At 62.8% G+C, this 22,684-nt stretch carries 19 protein-coding genes; 8 read left to right on the top strand and 11 right to left on the bottom strand.

From position 1 onward, the window contains the following. Window positions 1-5: 5 nt before the first annotated feature. From AB6809_RS01505 to AB6809_RS01495, 3 genes are read right to left on the bottom strand one after another with little or no spacing between them, the layout of a single operon-like run. Window positions 6-800, bottom strand: coding sequence for an ABC transporter permease (locus AB6809_RS01505; protein ID WP_029966695.1), 795 nt, complete (start codon window positions 798-800; stop codon window positions 6-8). A gap of 30 nt (window positions 801-830) precedes the next feature. Continuing rightward, entirely contained in the window at window positions 831-1,745 is a 915-nt protein-coding gene (locus tag AB6809_RS01500) for an ABC transporter permease (RefSeq protein WP_029966693.1), read from the bottom strand. Then, entirely contained in the window at window positions 1,738-2,829 is a 1,092-nt protein-coding gene (locus AB6809_RS01495; RefSeq protein WP_029966691.1) for an ABC transporter ATP-binding protein, read from the bottom strand. The genes AB6809_RS01500 and AB6809_RS01495 overlap by 8 nt, the downstream gene beginning before the upstream one ends. Window positions 2,830-3,108: 279 nt before the next feature. On the opposite strand from AB6809_RS01495, the gene AB6809_RS01490 reads away from it, so the two are divergent. After that, window positions 3,109-3,999: an IclR family transcriptional regulator gene (locus AB6809_RS01490; RefSeq protein ID WP_029966689.1), complete on the top strand. Its 891-nt coding sequence runs from the start codon at window positions 3,109-3,111 to the stop codon at window positions 3,997-3,999. A gap of 89 nt (window positions 4,000-4,088) precedes the next feature. On the opposite strand, the gene AB6809_RS01485 is transcribed toward AB6809_RS01490, so the two are convergent. The 7 genes from AB6809_RS01485 to AB6809_RS01455 all read right to left on the bottom strand — a co-directional run bounded on the left by AB6809_RS01485 (window position 4,089) and on the right by AB6809_RS01455 (window position 12,082). Beyond that, window positions 4,089-5,651, bottom strand: a complete 1,563-nt coding sequence (locus AB6809_RS01485; RefSeq protein WP_029966687.1) for an OprD family outer membrane porin — start codon at window positions 5,649-5,651, stop codon at window positions 4,089-4,091. Between the two features lie 155 nt (window positions 5,652-5,806). Then, window positions 5,807-6,826, bottom strand: a complete 1,020-nt coding sequence (locus tag AB6809_RS01480; RefSeq protein ID WP_029966685.1) for an ABC transporter ATP-binding protein — start codon at window positions 6,824-6,826, stop codon at window positions 5,807-5,809. Then, entirely contained in the window at window positions 6,823-7,836 is a 1,014-nt protein-coding gene (locus tag AB6809_RS01475) for an ABC transporter ATP-binding protein (RefSeq protein ID WP_029966684.1), read from the bottom strand. Before AB6809_RS01475 ends, AB6809_RS01480 begins: the two co-directional genes overlap by 4 nt. A gap of 1 nt (window position 7,837) precedes the next feature. Further along, on the bottom strand, window positions 7,838-8,752 hold the full coding sequence (locus tag AB6809_RS01470; protein ID WP_029966683.1) for an ABC transporter permease: 915 nt from the start codon (window positions 8,750-8,752) through the stop codon (window positions 7,838-7,840). A gap of 2 nt (window positions 8,753-8,754) precedes the next feature. Continuing rightward, a complete protein-coding gene (locus AB6809_RS01465; protein WP_371025962.1) occupies window positions 8,755-9,693 on the bottom strand; it encodes an ABC transporter permease subunit in 939 nt (312 codons plus the stop codon). A 15-nt stretch (window positions 9,694-9,708) separates the two neighbouring features. Further along, window positions 9,709-11,337, bottom strand: coding sequence for a peptide ABC transporter substrate-binding protein (locus tag AB6809_RS01460; protein WP_006049495.1), 1,629 nt, complete (start codon window positions 11,335-11,337; stop codon window positions 9,709-9,711). Window positions 11,338-11,509: 172 nt separating this feature from the next. Further along, window positions 11,510-12,082, bottom strand: a complete 573-nt coding sequence (locus AB6809_RS01455; RefSeq protein WP_006049494.1) for a helix-turn-helix domain-containing protein — start codon at window positions 12,080-12,082, stop codon at window positions 11,510-11,512. A 390-nt stretch (window positions 12,083-12,472) separates the two neighbouring features. On the opposite strand from AB6809_RS01455, the gene AB6809_RS01450 reads away from it, so the two are divergent. From AB6809_RS01450 to AB6809_RS01420, 7 genes are all read left to right on the top strand, one after another. Beyond that, window positions 12,473-14,014 carry a peptide MFS transporter gene (locus AB6809_RS01450; protein WP_029966682.1) on the top strand — a complete coding sequence of 514 codons (1,542 nt, stop codon included), beginning with the start codon at window positions 12,473-12,475 and terminating at the stop codon, window positions 14,012-14,014. 94 nt (window positions 14,015-14,108) lie between these two features. Beyond that, window positions 14,109-15,581 (top strand): PLP-dependent aminotransferase family protein, encoded by a 1,473-nt coding sequence (locus AB6809_RS01445; RefSeq protein ID WP_029966681.1) that lies wholly within the window; start codon window positions 14,109-14,111, stop codon window positions 15,579-15,581. 384 nt (window positions 15,582-15,965) lie between these two features. Further along, window positions 15,966-16,418 (top strand): HU family DNA-binding protein, encoded by a 453-nt coding sequence (locus AB6809_RS01440; RefSeq protein WP_029966680.1) that lies wholly within the window; start codon window positions 15,966-15,968, stop codon window positions 16,416-16,418. Window positions 16,419-16,768: 350 nt separating this feature from the next. Continuing rightward, a complete protein-coding gene (locus AB6809_RS01435) occupies window positions 16,769-18,178 on the top strand; it encodes a circularly permuted type 2 ATP-grasp protein (protein WP_029966679.1) in 1,410 nt (469 codons plus the stop codon). A gap of 149 nt (window positions 18,179-18,327) precedes the next feature. Further along, entirely contained in the window at window positions 18,328-19,278 is a 951-nt protein-coding gene (locus AB6809_RS01430) for an alpha-E domain-containing protein (protein WP_029966677.1), read from the top strand. A 10-nt stretch (window positions 19,279-19,288) separates the two neighbouring features. Then, window positions 19,289-20,083, top strand: a complete 795-nt coding sequence (locus AB6809_RS01425) for a transglutaminase family protein (protein ID WP_006049488.1) — start codon at window positions 19,289-19,291, stop codon at window positions 20,081-20,083. Between the two features lie 150 nt (window positions 20,084-20,233). Beyond that, the gene (locus tag AB6809_RS01420; RefSeq protein WP_029966675.1) at window positions 20,234-21,103 is read left to right on the top strand and encodes a proteasome-type protease; all 870 of its coding nucleotides are present in this window, start codon (window positions 20,234-20,236) and stop codon (window positions 21,101-21,103) included. A gap of 112 nt (window positions 21,104-21,215) precedes the next feature. On the opposite strand, the gene AB6809_RS01415 is transcribed toward AB6809_RS01420, so the two are convergent. After that, a complete protein-coding gene (locus AB6809_RS01415; protein WP_006049486.1) occupies window positions 21,216-22,415 on the bottom strand; it encodes a porin in 1,200 nt (399 codons plus the stop codon). Window positions 22,416-22,684: the final 269 nt, after the last annotated feature.

Below are 22,684 nucleotides of genomic sequence, written 5' to 3'. Positions count from 1 at the left end.
AGACATCAGTGCTGGCCGATCAGAATGCGATTGAGCCCATACACGCGATCGAGCAGCAGCATCGCGCCCGCGGTAATGAAGATCACGAGCGCGGACACGGAGGCCATCATCGGGTCGATGGACTCGGTCGCGTACATGTACATGCGGACCGGCAGCGTGACCGTCTGCGGTGAGGTGACGAAGATCGACATCGTCAGTTCGTCGAAGCTGTTGATGAACGCAAGCAGCCAGCCGCCGGTGATGCCAGGCAGAATCATCGGCAGCGTAATGCGGCGGAACGTGGTCCACGGATCGGCGCCGAGCGAATGCGCGGCGTGCTCGACGCTGCGATCCAGACCGCTGACCGAGGCGAGCACGAGCCGCATCACGAACGGCGTGATGATGATCATGTGCGCGACGATCAGCCACGTGAACGAGCCGGTCGCGCCGATCATCGCGAAGAAGCGCAGCAACGCGATGCCGAGCACGAGGCCGGGAATCACGAGCGGCGAGAGCAGCAAGCCATTCAGAAAAGCGCGGCCGGGAAAGCGCGCGCGGCCGATCGCGAGCGCGGCGGGCAGCGCGACGATCAGCGAGAGCGTCGCCGATGCAAACGCGAGCTTCAGGCTATTGACGAATGCCGCGATGAAATCCGGGTAATTGAGGATCGCGCGAAACCAGCGCAGCGACACGCCGTGCGTCGGCAACGTGAGCGTTTCGTCGGGCGTGAACGCAACCAGCACCACGATCACGAGCGGCGCGAGCACGAACGCAATGACGAGCGTGTGGAAAATCAGCGCAACAGGACCGTTCTTTCTCATGATGTTCTCGCGCAGCCGTTGTACGTTGTATCAACCGAGGCTTCTGGTGTACCTGCGTTCCAGAACCCGGTAGTAAGTGAGCATCACGATCAGGTTCGCGACCAGCAACAGCAGCGCGATGGTCGCGCCGAGCGGCCAGTTCAGCGAGCCGAGGAATTCGTCGTAGACGGCGGTCGCAGCCACCTTCAGACGACGTCCGCCGAGCAAGCCCGGAATCGCAAATGCGCTTGCCGACAAACCGAACACCATCAGGCTGCCCGACAGAATGCCCGGCGTGAGTTGCGGCAACACGATGCGGCGCAGGGTGGTCGCGGGCGATGCCATCAACGACAGCGCGGCGTTTTCCGTTTGCGGATCGAGCTTTTGCAAGGCGGTCCACACGGGAATCACCATGAACGGCAGCATCACGTGCACAAGTGCGATGACAATCGCGAACGTCGTGTATTCGAGCTTGTACGGTCCAAGGCCGATCAGAGCGAACGCCTGGTTCACGAGACCGCTGCTGTTGAGCAACATGCTCCAGCCGAACGCGCGCACTACAACAGAGACGAGCAGCGGCGCGAGAATCACCAGCAGAAACATCGAGCGATACGGATCGCGCATGCGCGACAGCACGTAAGCCTCGGGCGTGCCGATCACGACGCATAGCAGCGTGACGAGAAACGCAATGCCGAACGTGCGCAGAAAGATCGTGTGAAAGTACGACGAGCCGAGTACTTCCGCGTAATTGCCGAACTGGAATGCGGCGATCGGGCCGCTCGCCGGATCGAAGCGATAGAAGCTCAGCACCAGTGTCATCAGAAGCGGCACCAGCACGAGCGCGACGAACAGCAGGAATGCGGGCAGGCACATCAGCCAGAGCGGCACGAATGCGCGCCACGGCGCGCGCCTCGTGCTTGCGGATGCCGTCTTGCCGTCCTCCGTTGCGGGCAGCGTGCTATCCATGCTGCGCATCCCGTTGAATAAAGCGGATCGCCTCGCTGTTCCAGTCGACGCCAACCGCCGCGCCTTCGGGCAGCGGCTCGTTGCCTTCGTTCTGGCAACACACGAGCACTTCACCGAGCCGGCTGTCCAGCCGGTAAAGCCACTGGCTGCCGAGGAAGAAGCGGCTCGTCACGGTGGCGCTTACACGTCCCGCATCGGGCGCGCACAGGCGCAGTTTTTCCGGGCGAATGCACAGCGTCACGGCGTCGCCTGGGGCGATTACACGCTCGCGCGCCGGCAGTTGCGCGGTGCGTCCGGTTTCGCACAGATCGTGTCCGAGGTCGATGCGGATCGCGTCGCCGTCGCGCGCGATCACCGTGCCGGGCAGCATGTTCGCCTTGCCGATGAACTGCGAGACGAAGCGATTCTCGGGCCGCTCGTAGGCTTCATACGGCGTATCGATCTGCGTGATGCGGCCCGCTTCCATCACGACCACGCGGTCGCTGATCGACAGCGCTTCGGACTGATCGTGCGTGACCATGATCGTCGTCGTGCCGATTTTGCGTTGAATGCCGCGCAGTTCGAACTGCATGTCCTCGCGCAGCTTGGCGTCGAGATTCGACATCGGTTCATCGAGCAGCAGCACCGGCGGCGCGATGACGATGGCGCGCGCAATCGCCACGCGTTGCCGCTGACCGCCGGACAATTCGCGCGGAAAACGATGCGCTAGCGGATCGAGCCGCACGAGGGACAGCGCTTCGCGCACGCGCTCCTTGCGCTCCGCCCTGTCGACGTTGCGCATCTCAAGCCCGAAGCCGACGTTGTCCGCCACGCTCATATGGGGGAACAGCGCGTAGCTTTGAAACACCACGCCGAGGCCGCGCTTGTTCGGCTTCATATGCGTGATGTCGCGACCGTCGAGCGTGATGCGTCCGCGTGTCGTTTCGAGGAAGCCGGCGATCATCTGCAACGTGGTCGTCTTTCCGCAACCGGACGGCCCGAGCAGCGAAACGAACTCGCCTTTTTCCACCGACAGGTTGACGTCCGCGACCGCCTGAAGCTCGCCGAACGATTTGCCGACGTCTGTGAGTGTGAGGAAAGACATGGGGTGTGGCCTTTGAATGCCTCGATGGAGTCGACTCTAGCCAGCCAAATTACCCGGCGTCAATTGCGAATTCCGATTGACGATATAAGTTTCGGAAAAATTCCGGTAATCGGAATAGCGGCGATGGCATCGAGCCAAATCGTTCCGCTGCGTGAGCTTGGGAGAATCCCTGCATTTCCGCGTTAACGTACAACACGGAACGAAACTCGGGCATCATTTCGCTGCCGGACGACACACCTTATAGTGTTCCGGTCAATGGAATAAACGAGAGCCTGAACGATGAATGCTGCCGTCAAACGAGATCTCAGCCAGAACGTCGATGAAACCGGCGCGGCGCCCGGCACCGGAATGCTGGAGCGCGCCTTTGCCGTGATTCGCGCGTTATCCGACGCGCAGTCGGACGGCGCCCGCGTCACGCGTCTCGCGAAAGCGGTCGGGCTCACGCAAGGCACGGTGCATCGCATCCTGCAGGCGTTGATCGCGGAGGGCGTCGTCGAGCAGGACGAGGGCTCGAAGCTTTATCGGCTGAGCGTCAACTTCTTCGCGCTCGCGGCCCAGGCGGGCAATCCGAGCGGCATGCGTACGCTATGCCGTCCCGCGTTGCTGAGACTGTGCGCGAGTTTGGGCGACACGATTTTTCTGCTCGTCAAAAGCAGTTTCGACGCAGTGTGTCTCGACATCTGCGAAGGGCCGTTTCCGATCCGCTCGTTCACCGGCGATATTGGCGGACGCGTGGCGCTCGGCGTGGGGCAAGGGAGTCTCGCGATTCTCGCGTTTCTGCCCGAAGCGGAGCGCGAGGAAATCATCCGTTTTAATGTGCCGCGCATTCGCGGCTATGGCGTGCTGGACGAAGTGTATTTGCGCACCGAGATCGAACGCGTGCGGCAGTTGGGCTACGCGGGCCGCAATAGCGGCGTGCTCGACGGCATGGCGGGCGTGGCCGTGCCGATTCTCGACCGCACCGGCGTGGCTGTTGCCGCGTTGAGCGTCGGCACGCTGGCAGCGCGTTTGAGCGACGACCGCCTGCCGATGGTGGTGGAGTTGCTGCGCCGTCAGGCCGAGGCGATCGGCCCGCAAACCAATCCGTTCGACGTCGCGTTGCGCCGGCCCATGCACGGCCTCTCGCGCGCGATGACGAGCGTGCGTATCGCGGGCTCGGAGCAGGAATAAAAAGTACGACGCGCCGCGCCTGCATGGCCGGCGTCACGTGCCGACATGCGCAACGTGACGCCTTCTCTCGCAGCGCAAACGCGCGGCGCTCAGAACACTTTCACCGGCACATTCACCACGAGGCGGTACTCCATGTTGTTACCGTCCGAGTAGTAATTGCTGCCGTTGTGCCACATCGCGATGAACGTGACCTTGGTGTCCTTGAAGCGGCCGCTCTGCAGCGTATAGCTCGGAACGAAGCCGAACTCGTGATGATGGCCGTGCACCGGCTGTCCGTTCTTCCAGTACAGATCATGCAGCGCGGCGCTGGGCGACGCGTTCTCCGCAGCGCCCGCCGATGCGTCCGCGCCCCAGCCATACGCGCCCCACAACATCGCCTTGAGTCCGGGCACGCCCGCGTATTTTCCGTCGAACGTATAGCGCAATTGCAGCGATTGCTCGTGCGGTGCGTTGTAGTCGACATCCATCGAATTGGTCAGGTAGATGCCGTTGGTCTCGTTCACATAGTCGAAGAACTGGTCGCCGAGCACCTGCTGATAGCCGAGCAACAGCGCATGCGGCCCATGCTGCGCGGACACGGAAAGGCTATACGCATTGCTGTTGATGTGCCCCTGACGCGACGCGCCGGTATCGTGCGTCGAGTAGATGTTGGCGAGCCCGCTCCACTTGATCGTGGTCGGGTCGCCGAACGACTGCGCGACCGAACCATAGTACTGACGCCAGACATCGTCGGCCTGATCGACGTAGAGCGCCATCTCGCCGTTCTTCGCATAGTGCCAGGTGCCGCCGAGATACGTCACCCGGTCGATGCGCGTGCCGCCATACGAAGTGGTCAGATTGCTCAGATTCGTGTGGCCGCGTGCATCGACCTTGGTGAAGCTGCCGGCCTCGAGCGTCGTGTGAGCAAGATCGTTGCTGACGAGCGAGACGCCGAGAAAAGTCGGCGGCAGCGCGCGGTTGTCGTGCGGTTCGAGAAACGGATTCGTTACGTCCTGCAAACCATATTTGACGACCGTTTCGGAGATGCGTCCCTTGATGTCGTACATGCCTGGATAGGCCCACGCGAGCTGCTGCGAGCCGCCGCCGCTCTTGCCCACATGCACCATGTTGCCCGCGCCGTTGCCGCCGTCGAGCTTGAGCGCGCCGAACAGCGACGCATCCACGCCGAAGCCGACGAGCCCTTGCGTGAAGCCCGATTCATAGTTGACCTGCGCGCCTTGCACCCACGCATGACGATAGGTGTTAGGCGGCGCCTGGAAGTAGTCCGCGTAGTTGCGGAACTGCAGATTCAGATGACTATCGGCGATGAAGCCCTTGCTCGCCGCCTGGCTCGACGGCGGTGTCGGCGGAAGAACGGTTTGCGAAGCCTCGGCGTTGACGATGGCGTTCGTCGTATCCGGCTGGTCGTTGCGAAGCTGGCCGCCCTGATCCGCGCGGCGCTTGTTCGCGGGCTGGGCCTGCGTCACTTGCGCGGGCGACGACAACGTTTGCGCGGCAGGCGCAGCGTTGCTTGCGTCGGGCGCGGGCTGCGTCACGCTGTCGTCGGCATATGCGTTGGCGGCGATGGCGAGCGCGGGAAGGGTGAAGGCACAGCAGATCGCGGCAGTGAGTCCGGACTTTTTTGACCGGTTTTTTGTTGGGTTATGTTTCATTGGGAATGTCTCGACAGTTGTTATTGAAACTCTGGCTGGCGCTTAGCCAGTCCATGCTGATCGCTCGTCATGCTGATGACATGACGAGCGAATCCCACGGCGTGACGTAAGCGCCGCGCCGGTGAATGAGGTCGTTGTCTTAAAGGCCGCTGGCTTTAGCCGTCGCCGACACGAATGCAGGCCACCCGTGTCGCGCTCGCGCCGTGCGTGACGGGCTGCGGAATCTGCGCTGCGCAGGCGTCGATCGCGTCCGGGCACCGTGTTCGAAATGCGCAGCCCGACGGCGGATTCAACGGCGAAGCAATCTCGCCGCGCAACAGCAGATGGCGGCGCGAGCGCTCCACCGTCGGGTCAGGCACCGGCACGGCGGAGAGCAACGCGCGCGTATACGGATGAAGCGGCGTGCGATAAACGTCGCGCTTATCGCCGAACTCCATTACGCGTCCGAGGTACATCACGAGCACGCGGTGGCTGATGGCTTTCACGACCGCGAGATCGTGCGCGACGAACAGCAGTGACAGCGACAACTCGCGTTGCAGATCGCGCAGCAGGTTGACGATCTGCGCCTGGATCGACACGTCGAGCGCGGAAACGGGTTCGTCGCAGATCACGAGTTGCGGCTCCGAGATCAGCGCGCGCGCAATGCCGACACGCTGACACTGGCCGCCGGAAAACTCGTGCGGATAGCGGCGCAAATGCTGCGCGTTGAGACCGACGCGTTCGAGCATCGTCAGAACACGGCGCTGCACGTCGGCGCGCGCGAGATTCCTGGCATGTGCGATGAGCGGTTCGGCGACGATCTGTTCGATCGTCATGCGCGGATCGAGCGACGCAAGCGGGTCCTGGAAAATCATCTGCACGTCGCGTCGTAAAAGCGTCGTATCGCGCCGCGTGCCGGGCAGCACCGTTTCGTTGCCGAGCCAGCGCACGCTGCCGCTTGCCACCGGCGCGAGTCCGATGATCGCGCGCGCGAGTGTCGACTTGCCGCAACCCGATTCGCCGACGAGGCCCACGGTCTCGCCGCGCCGCACGTTGAACGACACGCCGTCCACGGCGCGCAGCATGGTCTTGCCCGACCACGGGTACGCGCCGCGCGGCACGCCGAATTGCACCTTCAGTTGCTCGACCGAGAGCAGCGTCGCGGCTTCGCCGCTTGCAATGGAAGTCGCGTTCATACGTGTTGTGCCTCCAGGATTTCGCTCACGGGACGATGACAGGCGCGACGTGCTTCTGGATAACCGTCCGCTGTAACGAGTGACGGACGCGACTCGCGGCACACGTCCGTGCAATACGTGCAGCGCGGCGCGAATGCGCAGCCCGCGACGATTTCGCCAGGCAGCGGCGGATTGCCGGGAATGGTTTGCAACGGGCGATCGTCGTCGCTGTCGCTCATGTCATCGCTCGTCAAACGCGGCAATGCGTTGAGAAGGCCGCGCGTGTACGGATGCGTCGGCGCCGCGAAGAGCGCTGCGGCGCTCGCCTGTTCGACGGTCTGGCCGGCGTACATCACCATCACGTCGTCGCACAGGCCGGCCACGACGCCCATGTCGTGCGTGATCAGGATGATGGCGGTGCCGCGCTCGCGATTCAGTTCGCGCAGCAGTTCGATGATCTGCGCCTGCACGGTCACATCGAGCGCAGTGGTGGGCTCGTCGGCGATCAGAATTTCGGGCTCGGACAGCAGCGCCATCGCGATCATCACGCGTTGCCGCATGCCGCCGGAAAACTCGTGCGGATACATGCCGATGCGTCGCGGCGCATCGGGAATCCGCACCGATTCGAGCGCTTCGACCGCGCGGCGGCGCGCTTCACGGCGCGTCATCTTGCGATGCAGTTGCAGCGTCTCCGTCATCTGCCGCTCGATGGTGAGGAACGGATTGAGCGACGTCATCGGGTCCTGAAAGATCATGCCGATGCGGTTGCCGCGAATCCTGTTGAGCTCGCTTTCCTTCATCGCGAGCAGATTGTCGCCGCGATAGCGCGCTTCGCCGGACACTTTGCCGTTGCCCGCGAGCAGCCCGAGCATGGCCATCACCGTCTGGCTCTTGCCCGATCCCGATTCGCCGACAATGCCGAGCGTGCGGCCCGCTTCAAGTGAAAACGACACGCGTTGCACGGCGTCGACCGGCGCGCCTTCGCGGCGCGTAAAGCGCACGCTGAGATCTTTGACTTCGAGTAGCGGCATGTCAGCGGTCCTTCGGATCGAATGCGTCGCGCAGACCGTCGCCGACGAAATTCACGCAGTAGAGCGTCACGCACAGCATCACGGCCGGGCAGAGCAGCAGCCACGGCATCGATTCGAGCTTCTGCGCGCCGTCCTGAATCAGCACGCCCCAGCTCGTCATGGGTTCCTGCACGCCGAGGCCGAGGAACGACAGCACCGACTCGGTGAGCACGATGTTCGGCACGGTGACGCTCGCGTACACGACCACGACGCCGAACAGGTTCGGCACGATATGGCGCGCGATGATCGAGCGCGAACTCACGCCGATCGCTTTCGCGGCGTCGATAAATTCGCGCGAGCGCAGCGACAGCGTCTGACCGCGCACGACGCGCGCCATGTCGAGCCATGAAAACGCGCTGATGGTCAGCACGACGAGATAGAACGCGCGGCCAAACATCGTCATCATAAGAATGGCGATCAGCATGTAGGGGATCGCGTACATCATGTCGACGATGCGCATCATGACCGCGTCGACGCGTCCGCCGAGATAGCCCGCGGTCGCGCCGTACGCGACGCCGATCAGTCCCGACACGAGCGTGCCGAGCAGGCCGACTTCGAGCGACACGCGCCCGCCTTGCAGTGTGCGCGCGAGCAGATCGCGGCCGAGTTCGTCGGTGCCGAACCAGTGCATGTTTTGCAGCGTGGGCGGCAGGCTGATCGCGGACCAGTCGCTGTCGATGGGACCGTTGGGCAGCAGCCACGGGCCCGCGACACACGCAATCACGATCAGCACCAGCACGACCGAGCCGGCGAATGCGGCGCGATTGCGCACGAAGCGCGCGGCGGCGGTGGCGAGCGGGCCGCGCGAACGCGGAGCGTTTGCAATGGCCGCGAGCGGATCGAGCGCCGCGGCAGCCGGTTGAAGAGAGCGGGCCATGATCAATACCGGATACACGGATCGAGCCACGCATACGCGAGGTCGACCAGCAGATTGAAGAGCACTGCGACGGCCGTGGTCAGCACCACGAGGCCGAGCACGAGCGTGTAGTCGCGATTGATCGCGCCGTTGACGACCAGTTGCCCGAGGCCCGGCAGCGCGAACACCGATTCGGTGACGACGGCCGCGGTGATCGACGAAATGCACACCGAGCCGAGCAGCGACACGACAGGCATGAGCGCGGGCTTCAGCGCGTGGCGCAGAACGATCGTGCGGCCGGGCAAGCCCTTCGCGCGTGCTGTGCGAATGAAGTTGCCGGTCAGCACTTCGATCATGCTGCCGCGCATCACGCGCGCAATGGCGGCCACGTTGATGAACGTGAGCAGCACGATCGGCAGCACGCGGTAACGCCATTCGCCTTCGCCCCAGCCGCCCGCAGGCAGCCAGCCGTGGCCGTCGGACGTCTTCAGCAGGACCGCGAAGATCCACACGAGCACGGGCCCGAGCACGAACGGCGGCACCACGTTGCCGATATTGCCGAGCACCATCACCATGTGATCGACGAAACGGTCGCGCCGCACGGCGGCGAGCGTGCCGAGCGTGACGCCGATGACCAATGCGATCGGCACCGACACACCGCCCACGCCGAGGCTAACGGGCAACGCTTTCCACACGAGGTCGTTGACCGACCAGTCGGCATAGCGGAACGACGGGCCGAGATCGCCGTGCAGCAGCGAACCGAGGTAGTGCAGATACTGCAGCCACAGCGGTTCGTCGAGCCGATACTTCGCGTTCAGGTTCGCGAGCACGGCCGCCGACAGTTGCTTGTCGGTGTCGAACGGCCCGCCCGGCGTGAGATGCAGCAGCAGATAGCACGCGGTGATCACGGCGAGAATCGTCGGGATCGCCCACAGCGTGCGGCGCAGCGTATAGGCCAGCATGTCGATGCTCCGCGTTTAATGCTTGATCAGATACATGTCCTGCGTGGCGCGCTGATCGACGTAGTTGGTCGACGTGTAGCCGCCTACATACGGCTTCACGAGCCGCACCGCCGAGTACTGAAAGAGCGGCACCATCGGATAGTCGTTCATCGCCATGTCGTGCGCCTTGGTGAGCAGGGCCGTGCGCTTTGCGTCGTCGAGCTGCTGGTTGGCTTCGTCGACGGTCTTGTCCACTTGCGGATTGCAGTAGCGCTGATCGTTCTGCACGCTGTGGCAGCGGATCAGATCGAAATACGACATCGCGTCGTTGTAGTCGACGAACCAGCCGTCGCGCGAAGCCTGCACCTTGCCGTCGTGGCGCTGTTTAAGCAGCACCTTGTATTCGACGTTTTCAAGCTTCGCGGTAACGCCGAGCTTGCTGCGCCATTCGGATGTCGCGAAGAGCGCGACCTTCTTGTGCAGATCGTTCGTGTTGTACGTGAGCGTGAAGGTGAGCGGCTTCGCATCGGAATAGCCCGCGCTTTTCAGCAGATTGCGCGCATAGTCGACGCGCTTTGCCATCGGCCAGCTTGCCCATTCGGGCTTGAAAATGTCCGCGCCTTGCGTGCCCTTCGAGATGAGACCGTACATGGGCAGCTCGCCGTCGGCGGTCAGGCGCTGCGTGAGCAGATCGCGGTCGAGGACCATCGACAGTGCCTGACGCACGCGCTTGTCCTTGAACAGCGGATCTTCGTTGTTCAGGCTGTAGTAGTACGTCGCGATCTGCAGGCCGGTCTTCAGCTCGCCGCCGAACTGCTTGCTCACCTGCGCGTAGATGCCCGACGGAATCGAATACGTGTAGTCGAACTGGCCGGCCTGATACATGCGCATTGCTGTTTCGTCGTTTTCGATCGGCAGATAGGTCACTTTGGTGATCACGACCTTGCTTGCGTTCCAGTACGTCTTGCTCTTTGCGCCGACGAGCCGGTTACCCGGCTGCCAATCGGCCAGCATGTACGGACCATTGCCGACGAAATTGCCCGGCCGAGTCCAGTCGCCACCGAACTTGGTCACGACGTCGCGGTTGACCGGCGCCATTGTCGTCATCGCGGCCAGTTGCGGGAAGAAAGCGGCGGGCACCTCGGTGGTGACTTCGAGTGTGTACGGATCGGCGGCTCGAACGCCGAGGCTCGAGAGCGGCGCCTTGCCCGCGAGAATCGCCTTGCCGTTCTTCACGAACTCGACCAGCACTGTGTATTTCGAGCCGGTCTTTGGATCGAGCACGCGCTGCCACGCATAGACGAAATCGTTTGCGGTGACGGGCTGGCCGTTGCTCCAGCGGGCGTCGTGGCGCAGCTTGAAGACCCATGTGTCGGGCCCCGTGCGCGTCCACGATTGCGCGACGCCGGGCACGATCGCGCCGGCCGCGTCGATGCGCGTGAGTCCTTCGAACATGTCGAGCCCGATGGTGTTGCCGGTCCACGATTCGATGTGCGCTGGATCGAGTGACTCGGTTTCGCCCGGCACCTGGCGGGTCATTTCCTGGCTGGCGGCGAGCGTGACGCCCGCCGGCACGGTGACGGCAAACGCCGAAGAAGAAAGCGAAGACGTCAAGGTAAGGACGAGCGCACTCAGCGCCGTCGCGTAAGCAAACGGGGTTTTCATCGGTTCGGAATCGCAGGAAAGGTCGGGAGAAGAACGCGCCGGCGCTAAAGCGCCTTGCTATCTGCTTTGTTCGGGCCGGGGCGGCCCTTGTTGTTTGTCAGACATGCAGGAATCCTTACATTTGGTAATGCAGGCTGTCCTGCCGGATGAACCGGAAAACTAGCCTGCTTCTTTAAAACAGTCTCGGTGTGCCGACCCAGACGACCACCGACTCCACGCGTGCGGTATTCGCCCAGCTATGCGGCACAGTCGATTCGTAATGCGCGCTGTCTCCTGCGCGCAACACGAAGGTCTTGCCTTCCAGCGTCAACGACACTTCGCCGTCGATCACATACATAAACTCTTCGCCGGCATGCGTCGTGACTTCCGAACGCTTTTGTCCGACCGGCATCTTCACGAGGATCGCCTCGAGCTGACGGCCGCCCGTCACGTTCGTCAAACGGGCGAACAGATTCGCCGAGTCCGCGAAGCCAAAAAACTTCAGCTGATCGCCGCGGCTGACCGAACGCTCTTCGCTGGGCGTATCGACGAAATACTGCACCGTCACCCCGAGCGCGTGAGCGATGCCCGCCAGCGACGTGATGGAGGGTGACGCGAGGCCCCGCTCCACCTGCGACAAAAACGGCTTGGAGATACCCGCCGCAGTTGCCGTGTCGTCCAGCGTGCGCTTCAGACGTTGCCTCAACGCGCGAATCTTGCTGCCTACTTCGAGTGCCGAATTGCTCTTATGAATTGTCGTGACCATAGCAGGAGGAAATTAGCCCGTCAAAATTTGTTTGATATAAGCGAATATGGTTTGATGGCGCCTTGCCGGGACTGCGGGCCTGAGATCCCGGCTTCAAACGGAACGCCTTTTTCGAGACAACACGCTATGTTGCCAGAAGCTAACAGCCGGTCCGCCGATCCGACGGGCGACGCGAAAAGCCGCGCTTCGATTCAGACAGACGTACGGCGACTTTAGGCAGTGTCCGCATCCATGCATTGTGGATATGAGCGCGGCCCGCGCACGACACGAAACGCAAGCTTGCGCATGCAGCCGAACAACGCATGGCCGTCCAGCCGTTTTTGCAATCCGATGATTCACGGCGCGCGGCAGTTTGCCGACAGCCCCACTATTTGAAACAAGAGGTACTCGATGGATTCACCACAACGCCCTGAAGCGCAGGTCTCGCAGACGCGCTCGTTTTCCACGGTCTTTCTGATCGAAATGTGGGAACGCTTCGGCTATTACGGCATGGCCGCGTTGCTCGTGCTGTTCATGATCGACAAGCTGCATTTCGCGGACAGCCACGCCACGCTCACGTGGGGCGCGTTCACGGCGCTCGTGTACGCATCGCCGTCGATCGGCGGCTGGATCGGCGACAAGATTCTCGGCACGCGACGCACGATGATCTTCGGCGCCATCGTGCTCGCGGCCGGCTATCTGATGCTCGCGCTGCCGAACGACCAGCTCGCGTTCATGTATGCATCGCTGGGCGTGATCGTCGTGGGCAACGGGCTTTTCAAGGCGAACGCGGCCAATCTCGTGCGGCGCATCTATGAAGGCGACGACGCGCGCATCGACAGCGCGTTCACGATCTACTACATGGCGGTCAATATCGGCTCGACGGTGTCGATGCTCGCCACGCCGTGGATCAAGGACCATTGGGGCTGGCACGCGGCCTTCGCCGTCTGCTGTGCGGGGATGCTGCTGTCGGTGGCGAATTACTTCGTGATGTTCCGCACGCTCGCGCATATCGGCTCCGCGCCCGATGCCGAGCCCGTGCGCTGGAAGCGCGTCGGCGCGATTGCGCTCGGCGGCATTGCGCTTGGCGCGATCGCGATGTTCGTGCTGCAGCACAAGGCCATCGCGGTGGCGTGCGTGTATGCGGCGGGCCTCGCGATTCTGGCGATTTTCGGCTACATGCTGCTCAAGTGCGAGCGCTCCGAACGCGCGGGTCTGGTGGCCGCATTGATCCTCACGGCGCAGGTGATCCTGTTTTTCGTGTTCTATGTGCAGATGTCGACGTCGCTCACGCTGTTCGCGCTGCGCAATGTCGATCCGCGCTTCTCGCTGTTCGGCGCGACGCTGTTCACCTGGAGCGCGGCGCAGTTCCAGGCGCTCAATCCGATCTGGATCATGCTGCTGAGTCCGCTGCTTGCGCTGCTGTATACGCGGCTCGCGAAGCGGGGCAAGGACGTTCCCGTCGCGGCGAAATACGCGGTCGGCTTTGCGGTGGTGGCGGCCGGCTTCTTCGTCTACGCGGCAAGCGGCCGCTATGCGGTGGAAGGGCGCGTGTCGTCGTGGTTCATGGTCGGCGGCTATGGCTTGTACTCGCTCGGCGAACTGCTGGTGAGCGGCCTCGGCCTTGCGATGATCGCGCGCTACGTGCCCGCGCGCATGAGCGGCTTCATGATGGGCGCGTACTTCGTGGCAACCGGCGTATCGCAGTATCTGGGCAGCGTGGTCGCGAATTTCGCGCAGATGCCGGCCGGCGACATGCATCCGCTCGAATCGTTGCCGCTCTATACGAAGCTGTTTACCGGCCTGGGATGGCTCGCGGCCGCGGGTGCGCTGGTCGCCGTGCTGCTGTTGCCGCTGATGCGCAAGCTCTCGCGCGAGCATCAACGATGCAGCGACGCTTCGCGTGACGACGCCAAAGAGCACGCTGCACGAAGCGGCGCGGTGGCGCAGTAACAAGCCCGCCGGCGCGTTCAACTGGCGCTTGCCATACGTCTCGCGGAAGTATCATGGCGATGACATAACAGGTAGCCAGCAGGTAGCAGCCAGAATGGAAATTCACATCGCCGTCGAAGGCCATCACGATCTCTCCGGACAGATCTATCGGCAACTGCGGGCCGGCATACTCGAAGGGCGTCTCGCCGGCGGCACGCGCCTGCCGTCCACGCGCGATCTCGCGACGCAACTGGGCGTGTCGCGCAAGACGACGCTCGACGTCTTCGAGCGGCTTCTCTCCGAGGGTTATCTCACCGCGCGGGCCGGTTCGGGCACTTTCGTCGCCGACGGGCTCGAGCGCTTGCCGACCGAGCGCTCGCCGCATGCGCGCGCGGCCGACTCGTCGCGCGATCGTGAGCAGGCGACGAAGGACGCCGTGCGCGCCCAACCGCTGTGGGACCAGATGCCCGACAGCTTGCCGTTGCCGCGGCCTTCGGTTGCGTCGCCCTACGATTTCGTCGGCGGCGCGATCGACAAGACGCTCTTTCCGTTCGACGTCTGGCGCCGCTGCGTGAATCACGCGCTGCGCGCGCAATCGCGCGGCCCCGGAACATACCGCGACGCTGCCGGCGAACAGGAACTGCGGCTCGCGATTTCACGCTACCTCGCATTCAATCGGGCGGTGTCGAGCAACTGGGAAGAGGTGATCGTCACGCAAGGCGCGCAGCACGCACTCGATCTGCTTGCACGCGTCACGCTCGGTCCAGGCGAAGTCGCGGCCATCGAAGACCCCGGCTATCCGCCCGCGCATGCATGCTTCGCCGCAACCGGCGCGCAGGTGGCGCACGTGCCGGTGGATCGCGAAGGTTTGATCGTCGGCAAGCTGCCGGACAATGCGCGGCTCGTCTATGTGACGCCGTCGCATCAGTTTCCGCTCGGCATGCCGATGAGTCTCGAGCGCCGCGTCGAACTGCTGGAATGGGCGCAAAAACGCGGCGCCGTGATCATCGAAGACGACTACGACTGCGAGTACCGTTTCGAAGGCCGGCCGATGGAGCCGTTGAAAAGCCTCGACCGTGCGGGACTCGTCGCCTACGTGGGCACCTTTTCGAAAACCATCTTCCCGGAGTTGCGGGTCGGCTATGTGGTGCCGCCCGCGTCGCTATACAAGCCGCTTTTCAAGGCGCGGCAAATCGCGGACTGGCACGGCTGCACGCTCACACAAACTGCGCTTGCATCGTTCATGCTCAACGGCGATTTCGCCAAGCATCTGCGGCGCATGCACAAGACGTACGCGGCGCGGCGCGCGACGTTGCTCGCGCATCTGCAAGGCGATCTCGCGCCGTGGTTCGAGCCGATCGTGCCGACGGCCGGAATTCACCTGGCCGCGCACCTGAAGGCGCCGTTGACCGAGCAGGTTCTGGTGGCGGCGGCGAGCGAGGCGTCGATTGGCCTGTATGGTCTCGCGCCGTTTTACCAGCGCGCAAAACCGCGGCCCGGTCTGATTTTCGGCTACGGCAGCATCGCCGGGCAGCATATCGACGCAGCGTTGACGAAGCTCGCGGACATCCTGCCAGGCATCGCCTGATAGCGCACCTGGACCGCCGGCGCGACGTAATGGCGTTGCAACGGCCAACATCGCGCGGCCAATGCGGAGTTACCCGAAGCGTTAAAAAGGTTGCGGCAATCGTGTGTCCCGCACAAGCCGGTCACGCAGAATATGCCGCTATACATGGGTTGAAACGGCTTGTAACGCACTTTACGAATCGACGCCGCTAGCTCCGCCGAAGCAGTTTAGCCCCTGAAACAAGGCTCAAAATGTGTTGCGCAGTCTGCGCCGCGCAACAAACCTGCGCTGTTATACATAAAAGAGTCGCGCAAATCGCTTGAGCGCTTGTAGAATCCGGCGTTGAAGCGTGCGCATACCGTGTGCGCTTCGTGCAATTCACTGACCACAACAGGTAGGAGAAACATGCCGACTTCCGCAAAAAAGGTGGCCAAGAAGGCTGCTGCCCCGGTACCGACCAAGAAGGTTGCTGCAAAGAAAGTCCCTGCGAAGAAAGCTTCCGCAGCTAAGAAGGTCGCCGTGAAGGCGTCCAGCGCACCGTCGCCGATCAAGGACACCTTCACGAAGGCCTCGCTGGCTACTCACGTTGCTGAACGCGCTGGCGTCGAACCGAGGGCTGCCAAGGCCGTCCTGGCCGCGCTCGAAGACACGATCCTCGGCGCTGTCCACAAGAAGGGCGCGGGCGAATTCACGCTGTCGGGTCTTCTGAAGATCGTCGTGCAAGCTGTGCCGGCCAAGAAGAAGCGCTTCGGCAAAGACCCGTTCTCGGGCGAAGAGCGCTGGTTCCCGGCCAAGCCGGCTAGCGTGCGCATCAAGGCACGCCCGCTGAAGAAGCTGAAGGACGCTGCAGCAGGCTAATCGCGCTTCTGCGTCACTTGATGCGTCGCTCACGGCTACAGTTGACGTAGCGTATTTCGAGCCTCGCACTGCAAGTAGTCTGAATCCCCGTGGATGCAAATCCACGGGGATTTTTTCATGGCGAACAACGGCGTGGTGCATCGCCGATCGATCCATGCACTCTACTAGCGCATCGTGGGCCGCAGCAGTACGATGGCAGCGAGGCGCCAGGCTTTTCGATGCGCGCTTCATGTGCATGTCGGTCGGATTCCGCGCTAAAAGCCCAATGGCATAGCGCTTGCTTGAATGAAGTCGAACACCGAATGCGCAGCGCATTCGCCTTCTATCCGACAACAAGAGCGGGGCGTGACATGCGATGCTATGACGAGATGCGTCATCATGACGATGCCGTGCGGCCACATTACGCGCGCTTTGAGCGGTGGCTAGAGAAGCAGGGCAACGAAGCAATCGCGCGCAAGCGTGCGGAAGCGGACCTGCTGTTTCGCCGGGTCGGCATCACGTTCGCCGTGAATGGCGACCTCTCCGGCACCGAGCGGCTGATTCCCTTTGATCTGATTCCACGCATCATTCCGCGCCACGAGTGGCAGACGCTGGAAGCCGGTTTGCGTCAGCGCGTGCAGGCGCTGAACCTCTTCATCCACGACGTCTATCACGATCGCAAGATCGTGCGCGCCGGCATCGTGCCCGCCGAGCAGGTCTATACCAACGCGCAATACCGGCCCGAAATGCAGGGCGTGAATGTGCCGCTCGGTGTTTACGCGCACATTGCCGGCGTCGACGTGGTGCGTGCCGGCGACGACGGCGAGTTCTACGTGCTCGAAGACAACCTGCGGGTGCCGTCGGGCGTCTCGTACATGCTCGAAAACCGCAAGATGATGATGCGGCTTTTCCCCGAGCTGTTCGTGCGCAACCGCATCGCGCCGGTCGCGCATTATCCCGACCTTTTGCTCGATACGTTGCGCTCGGTGTCGCCCGAAGGCGTCGACGATCCGGTCGTCGTCGTGCTCACGCCTGGCATGTACAACTCCGCGTATTTCGAGCACACGTTCCTCGCGCAGCAGATGGGCGTCGAACTCGTGGAAGGCAAGGACCTGTTCGTCGACGACAACTATGTGTTCATGCGTACGACGCAGGGACCGAAGCGTGTCGATGTGATCTATCGCCGCGTGGACGACGACTTTCTCGACCCGCTCGCGTTCCGCAACGATTCGGCGCTTGGCGTGCCGGGTCTGCTGACCGCGTATCGCGCGGGACGCGTCGCGCTCGCGAACGCAATGGGCACCGGCATCGCCGACGACAAATCGATCTATCCGTACGTGCCCGACATGATCGACTTCTACCTGGGCGAGAAACCGATCCTCAATAACGTGCCCACGTTCCAGTGCCGCAAGCCGGACGATCTTGCATACACGCTCGCGCATCTGGCGGAACTCGTCGTCAAGGAAGTGCATGGCGCGGGCGGCTACGGCATGCTCGTCGGACCCGCATCGACGAAGGCCGAGATTGAAGCGTTCCGCGAGCGTCTGATCGCGCGGCCCGCGGGTTATATCGCTCAACCGACGCTCGCGCTGTCCGCATGCCCGACCTTCGTCGAAGCCGGCATCGCGCCGCGCCATATCGATCTGCGTCCGTTCGTGCTGTCGGGCAAGACCGTCACGATGGTCGCAGGCGGACTGACGCGCGTCGCGTTGCAGGAAGGCTCGCTCGTCGTCAATTCGTCGCAGGGAGGCGGGACCAAAGACACGTGGATGGTCGACTGAAGCGGTTGCCGCACGGCTCCCGATAGCCGCGCGTGCAACCCAGCGCGCCGGGGCATTTGTCAGATGCCGCGGGCGCATAGGAAACCAGCGGGATAACCAGCGCGAGCCTTTAACTCAACATCTCGCGTCATCAGACACGGAACGCCGTCATGCTAAGCCGCACCGCCGATCACCTTTTCTGGATGGCCCGCTACATGGAGCGCGCGGAGAACACCGCCCGCATGCTCGACATCAACCTCAAGGCGCTTTTGTTGCCGCAGACGCCCGAACAGGAGGCGCGCGCGCAACGGTCGGTGCTGCGCATCTCCGAACTCGAGGCCGCTTTCGCCGAGCGTCATGACGAGCCGACGCGCGAACACGTGCTCGACTTCATGGTGGCGGACGCGACCAATCCGTCGAGCATCCACTCGTGTCTGCATGCGGCGCGCGAAAACGCGCGTGCGGTGCGCGGCACGTTAACGACCGAATGGTGGGAGACCATCAACGATACGTGGCTTGAATTCAACGAGCGCATTTCGTCTGATCAGGCGTCCGGCAATCCCGGCGCGTTGTTCGAATGGGTGAAGTTTCGCTCGCACCTTTCGCGTGGCGTAACGATTGGCACCGCGTTGCAGGACGACGCATTTTTCTTCACGCAGCTCGGCACTTTTCTGGAGCGCGCCGACAACACCGCGCGCATTCTCGACGTGCGCTTTGCCGACGTCGAGCCGAATTCACGCGACGCCGCGCGTCAGTTGGAGGACTTCTATTACTGGACGTCGATCCTGAGTTCGGTGTCGGCGCTCGAGATCTATCGCAAGGTTTATCGCGACGTCGTGACGCCGGCGCGCGTCGTCGAATTGATGATCCTCAATCAGCAGATGCCGCGCTCGCTGCTGGCTTCGCTCGAAGGCGTCTGCGCGAATCTGGCGATGCTGCGCACGCCGGGCTCGAACCAGTGCGAACGGTTTGCCGGCAAGCTGCGCGCCGAACTGCTTTACTCCGACATCCGGCAAATTTTCGAAGCCGGCCTGCACGCGTATCTGACGCAGTTCCTGGCTCGCGTGTTCGAGCTGGGCAATCTCGTCGCGCGTACTTATCTGATGCTGCCAGTCGCCTGACGGAGTGCTTATGTACCTGACGATCCGCCACGAGACGTCCTATCGTTATGAAGCGACTGTCCATTACTCGATCCAGCAACTTCGGCTGACGCCGGCAAGCGGCGCGTCGCAGGTCGTGCGGCGCTGGAACATCGACGCGCCGGGCAAGCTCGACGCGGCCGTCGACGCCTATGGCAACGCGCTGCACACGCTCGTCATCAACAAGCCGCATAACGAGATCCGCCTTCACGTATCCGGCGAAGTCGACACGATCCCGCTCATCGACGGCCGTCTTCGCGACGATGCCGGCCCGATTCCGCTCGAGCATTTCACCTGCGCGACGCGTTTGACGGAGGCCGATGCGGCGGTCCGCGAACTGGCCGGATCGGTTCCTGACCTCACGAGCACGTCGAGCCTGATTGCGCTGTCCGAGCGGATCGTGGAGCGCGTCGGCTACCACCCCGGCGTGACGGAAGTGACCAGCACGGCGGCGCAGGCGCTCGAGCTCGGCAACGGCGTGTGTCAGGACCACGCGCATCTGATGCTCGCATGCTGCCGGGCGCGCGGCGTCCCGGCGCGCTACGTGAGCGGCTATATCGAACCGGGCGACGTGCCGCACGCGGCGAGCCATGCGTGGGTGGACGTGTGGCTCGACGGCTGGGTTTCCGTCGACGTCACGCATGCGGCTTTTGCCAGCGAGATCTATTGCCGCCTCGCCGTGGCGCGTGATTACGAGGCCGCAGCGCCGGTGCGCGGACGGCGCATCGGCGGTAGGGAGGAGCAACTGAACGTGTCGGTGACGGTCAGCGCAAGCACGCCGCAGTAGCCGGCGACGAGGCAGCGGCGGCGCTTCGCCCACGCCAACGCGGCATCGCTATCAAGAACATAACCGCAGACGCCGTAATACGAGAAAGGGCGCATCGGCGCCGCATTACAATAGCGTCGTTCAAGTCTTTTTTTGCGGGTACGTTTCACTATGACTTACTGCGTAGCGATGACCGTCGAGGAAGGTCTCGTGTTCCTTTCCGATACACGGACCAATGCGGGCGTCGATCACATCAGCACCGCGCGCAAGATGGCGGTGTTCGAGCAGCCGGGCGAGCGCATGCTGGTCCTGCTGGGCGCGGGCAATCTGTCGCTTACGCAAGCGGTGCTGCACGAACTGTCGGAACCGGCCGATGCGTCGCAGCCCACGCTGTGGAACGTGCCTACGTTGGGCGACGCCGCGCGCGTGATCGGCCAGGCGGTGCGCACCGTGCATCAGCGCGAGGCGGAGGCGCTGCAGGAATTCGGCGTCGACTTCAATTGCAGCTTTATCCTCGGCGGGCAGATTGCGGGCAACCGGCCGCGTCTTTTCATGATTTACGCGGCGGGCAACTTCATCGAGGCGTCGGCGGTGAATCCGTACTTTCAGATCGGCGAGGCGAAGTACGGCAAGCCGATCATCGACCGCGTGCTGACGCCGTCCACGCCGCTCGACGAAGCCGCGAAATGCGCGCTTATTTCAATGGATTCGACCGTGCGCTCGAACCTGTCGGTCGGGCTGCCGCTCGATCTGCTCGTCTACGAGAAGGACACGCTGCGCGTCACGCGCTTCGTGTCGATCGATCACGACAACGCTTACTTCCAGATGATTCACCGCACGTGGGGCGAGCGGCTGCGTCAGGTGTTCGGCGAGATTCCCGATCCTGACTGGCAGGAGTCGCAGCAGGTGCCGACGTTGCAGCGCGAGCGGGCGCTGGTGCTGCATCGCGCGCCGGTGGGCGCGGACGGCGTCGAGCATGAATTCGACGCCAAGCCGGCGCAGACTCTGGCGCAGGCGGAAAAAGGCAAGGCGCAGCGGTAGGCTCAACCGCTGCCCGCCACAACAAAACCTACGGACGAAAAAAAACCAGCCACCGGCTTGCGCCCGTGGCTGGTTTCGAACTGCGTAAGCTTCAGCAGTCCGTCAAGCCCATTTAGAACTTGTGGCGAATGCCCAGGCTGATGATCTCCTGGCTGCTCGAACCGGCCTGGTAGCCATACGAGCCAACCGATGCACCGGCGTTGACAATGCCACCGGTCGCTGCATCGCGCTGATGACCGCTTGCGTGCTGGTATGCGCCAACGAGGTACAGGTCGGTGCGCTTCGACAGGAAGTAGTCGCCGCCCAGCGAAACCTGGTGGTAGTTCGCCGACGTGTCGCCTGCGCCGTGCGTGTACGTATAGCCCAGACCAAGCAGCATTGCCGGCGTGAGCTGGTAGCCAGCGTACGCGCCTGCAACGTGATACTTCTCTTGCTCTGTGAAGCCCGAGAACGCGTCCGGCTTGTATTGCGCGAAGCTATAGCGAACGTTGAACGTGAACGGACCGGTCACGTACTGTGCAGCCGCCGACGTGATGTCGATCTGCTTGGCCGATGCGTACGCGCCGTTGATGTTCGAGCCGTCGAACGTACCGTCAGACGTCACGCCTGCGTTCCACGTGCCACCCTGGTTGCCCGGAGCGACGCCGCGGCTGGTCAGCGTGTTCGCGTTCTGCATGCGGAAGTAGCCAGCTGCAACGCTGAACGGACCGCCCGACCACGTTGCTGCACCTGCCCAGGATTGGCCTGCGCCGGTTGCGCCCGCAACGCCGCCCAGTGCGTACATGCCTTCGAACTGGAAGCCGCCCCACACCGGCGAAACGTACTTGATTGCGTTGTTCGTACGCGAGCTGTTGTCGTTGTTGTCAACGTCGCCCGGCGTCGTGAACGTGCTGCCGAAGAAGTTGTCACCCGTCAGCGGCTGAACCAGGTCGACCAGCGGATCGTACTGGCGACCCAGCGTGAGCGTACCGTATGCATCTTGCGTCAAGCCGACGTATGCCTGGCGACCGAACAGCTTCGTGCCCGTGCCGTACGAACCCATCTTGCCGTTGTTCGGGTTGAAGCCGCTTTCCAACTGGAAAATCGCCTTCAAGCCACCGCCCAGGTCTTCCGAGCCCTTCAGGCCCCAGCGGCTGCCTTGCAGGTTACCCGCTGCGAGCTGCCACAGATTGTTGTTAGCCGGGTTGGCGTTGTGAACGTACTGGACCGATTCATCGATCAAGCCATACAGGGTCACGCTGCTCTGAGCGTGAGCGACGCCCGTTGCGCCCAGGAGCGCCAGCGAGAGGGTAGACAGTGCGATTCGTTTCATCCATTTCTCCACGCAGATGATTAGTTTACTTGTTGCGGAAAGGAGAATAGCTCACTGCGTCAATCGGCAAGAACTGGAAAAAAAAGAGTGTCGCCAAAAACCGACAACCCGCGCAAACCCTTGTATTTAAAGCTCATCCGGGATTGTTGCCTTTTCGGCAATATTGATTCGTTGCATTCGCATTATTGTTGTTTCGTTGACGATGAACGTTTGAGTGTGCCTACTTCCGGCATTTATTTGTAATAGATATGTAATGAAGTCGTCTAGCG

Source organism: Paraburkholderia sp. RCC_158 (assembly GCF_041355255.1).
GTDB lineage: Bacteria > Pseudomonadota > Gammaproteobacteria > Burkholderiales > Burkholderiaceae > Paraburkholderia > Paraburkholderia graminis.
Note: the sequence above shows the minus strand (reverse complement) of the source record. Positions and strands in the feature narration are given on the sequence as shown.

What these genes read in the sequence shown, in the direction of transcription:
- AB6809_RS01475 (WP_029966684.1), bottom strand. Translation starts at nt 7,836, where the DNA reads ATGCCGCTACTCGAAGTCAAAGATCTCAGCGTGCGCTTTACGCGCCGC.
- AB6809_RS01480 (WP_029966685.1), bottom strand. Translation starts at nt 6,826, where the DNA reads ATGAACGCGACTTCCATTGCAAGCGGCGAAGCCGCGACGCTGCTCTCG.
- AB6809_RS01430 (WP_029966677.1), top strand. Translation starts at nt 18,328, where the DNA reads ATGCTAAGCCGCACCGCCGATCACCTTTTCTGGATGGCCCGCTACATG.
- AB6809_RS01435 (WP_029966679.1), top strand. Translation starts at nt 16,769, where the DNA reads ATGCGATGCTATGACGAGATGCGTCATCATGACGATGCCGTGCGGCCA.
- AB6809_RS01425 (WP_006049488.1), top strand. Translation starts at nt 19,289, where the DNA reads ATGTACCTGACGATCCGCCACGAGACGTCCTATCGTTATGAAGCGACT.
- AB6809_RS01460 (WP_006049495.1), bottom strand. Translation starts at nt 11,337, where the DNA reads ATGAAAACCCCGTTTGCTTACGCGACGGCGCTGAGTGCGCTCGTCCTT.
- AB6809_RS01465 (WP_371025962.1), bottom strand. Translation starts at nt 9,693, where the DNA reads ATGCTGGCCTATACGCTGCGCCGCACGCTGTGGGCGATCCCGACGATT.
- AB6809_RS01500 (WP_029966693.1), bottom strand. Translation starts at nt 1,745, where the DNA reads ATGGATAGCACGCTGCCCGCAACGGAGGACGGCAAGACGGCATCCGCA.
- AB6809_RS01490 (WP_029966689.1), top strand. Translation starts at nt 3,109, where the DNA reads ATGAATGCTGCCGTCAAACGAGATCTCAGCCAGAACGTCGATGAAACC.
- AB6809_RS01505 (WP_029966695.1), bottom strand. Translation starts at nt 800, where the DNA reads ATGAGAAAGAACGGTCCTGTTGCGCTGATTTTCCACACGCTCGTCATT.
- AB6809_RS01455 (WP_006049494.1), bottom strand. Translation starts at nt 12,082, where the DNA reads ATGGTCACGACAATTCATAAGAGCAATTCGGCACTCGAAGTAGGCAGC.
- AB6809_RS01495 (WP_029966691.1), bottom strand. Translation starts at nt 2,829, where the DNA reads ATGTCTTTCCTCACACTCACAGACGTCGGCAAATCGTTCGGCGAGCTT.
- AB6809_RS01415 (WP_006049486.1), bottom strand. Translation starts at nt 22,415, where the DNA reads ATGAAACGAATCGCACTGTCTACCCTCTCGCTGGCGCTCCTGGGCGCA.
- AB6809_RS01420 (WP_029966675.1), top strand. Translation starts at nt 20,234, where the DNA reads ATGACTTACTGCGTAGCGATGACCGTCGAGGAAGGTCTCGTGTTCCTT.
- AB6809_RS01450 (WP_029966682.1), top strand. Translation starts at nt 12,473, where the DNA reads ATGGATTCACCACAACGCCCTGAAGCGCAGGTCTCGCAGACGCGCTCG.
- AB6809_RS01485 (WP_029966687.1), bottom strand. Translation starts at nt 5,651, where the DNA reads ATGAAACATAACCCAACAAAAAACCGGTCAAAAAAGTCCGGACTCACT.
- AB6809_RS01440 (WP_029966680.1), top strand. Translation starts at nt 15,966, where the DNA reads ATGCCGACTTCCGCAAAAAAGGTGGCCAAGAAGGCTGCTGCCCCGGTA.
- AB6809_RS01445 (WP_029966681.1), top strand. Translation starts at nt 14,109, where the DNA reads ATGGAAATTCACATCGCCGTCGAAGGCCATCACGATCTCTCCGGACAG.
- AB6809_RS01470 (WP_029966683.1), bottom strand. Translation starts at nt 8,752, where the DNA reads ATGGCCCGCTCTCTTCAACCGGCTGCCGCGGCGCTCGATCCGCTCGCG.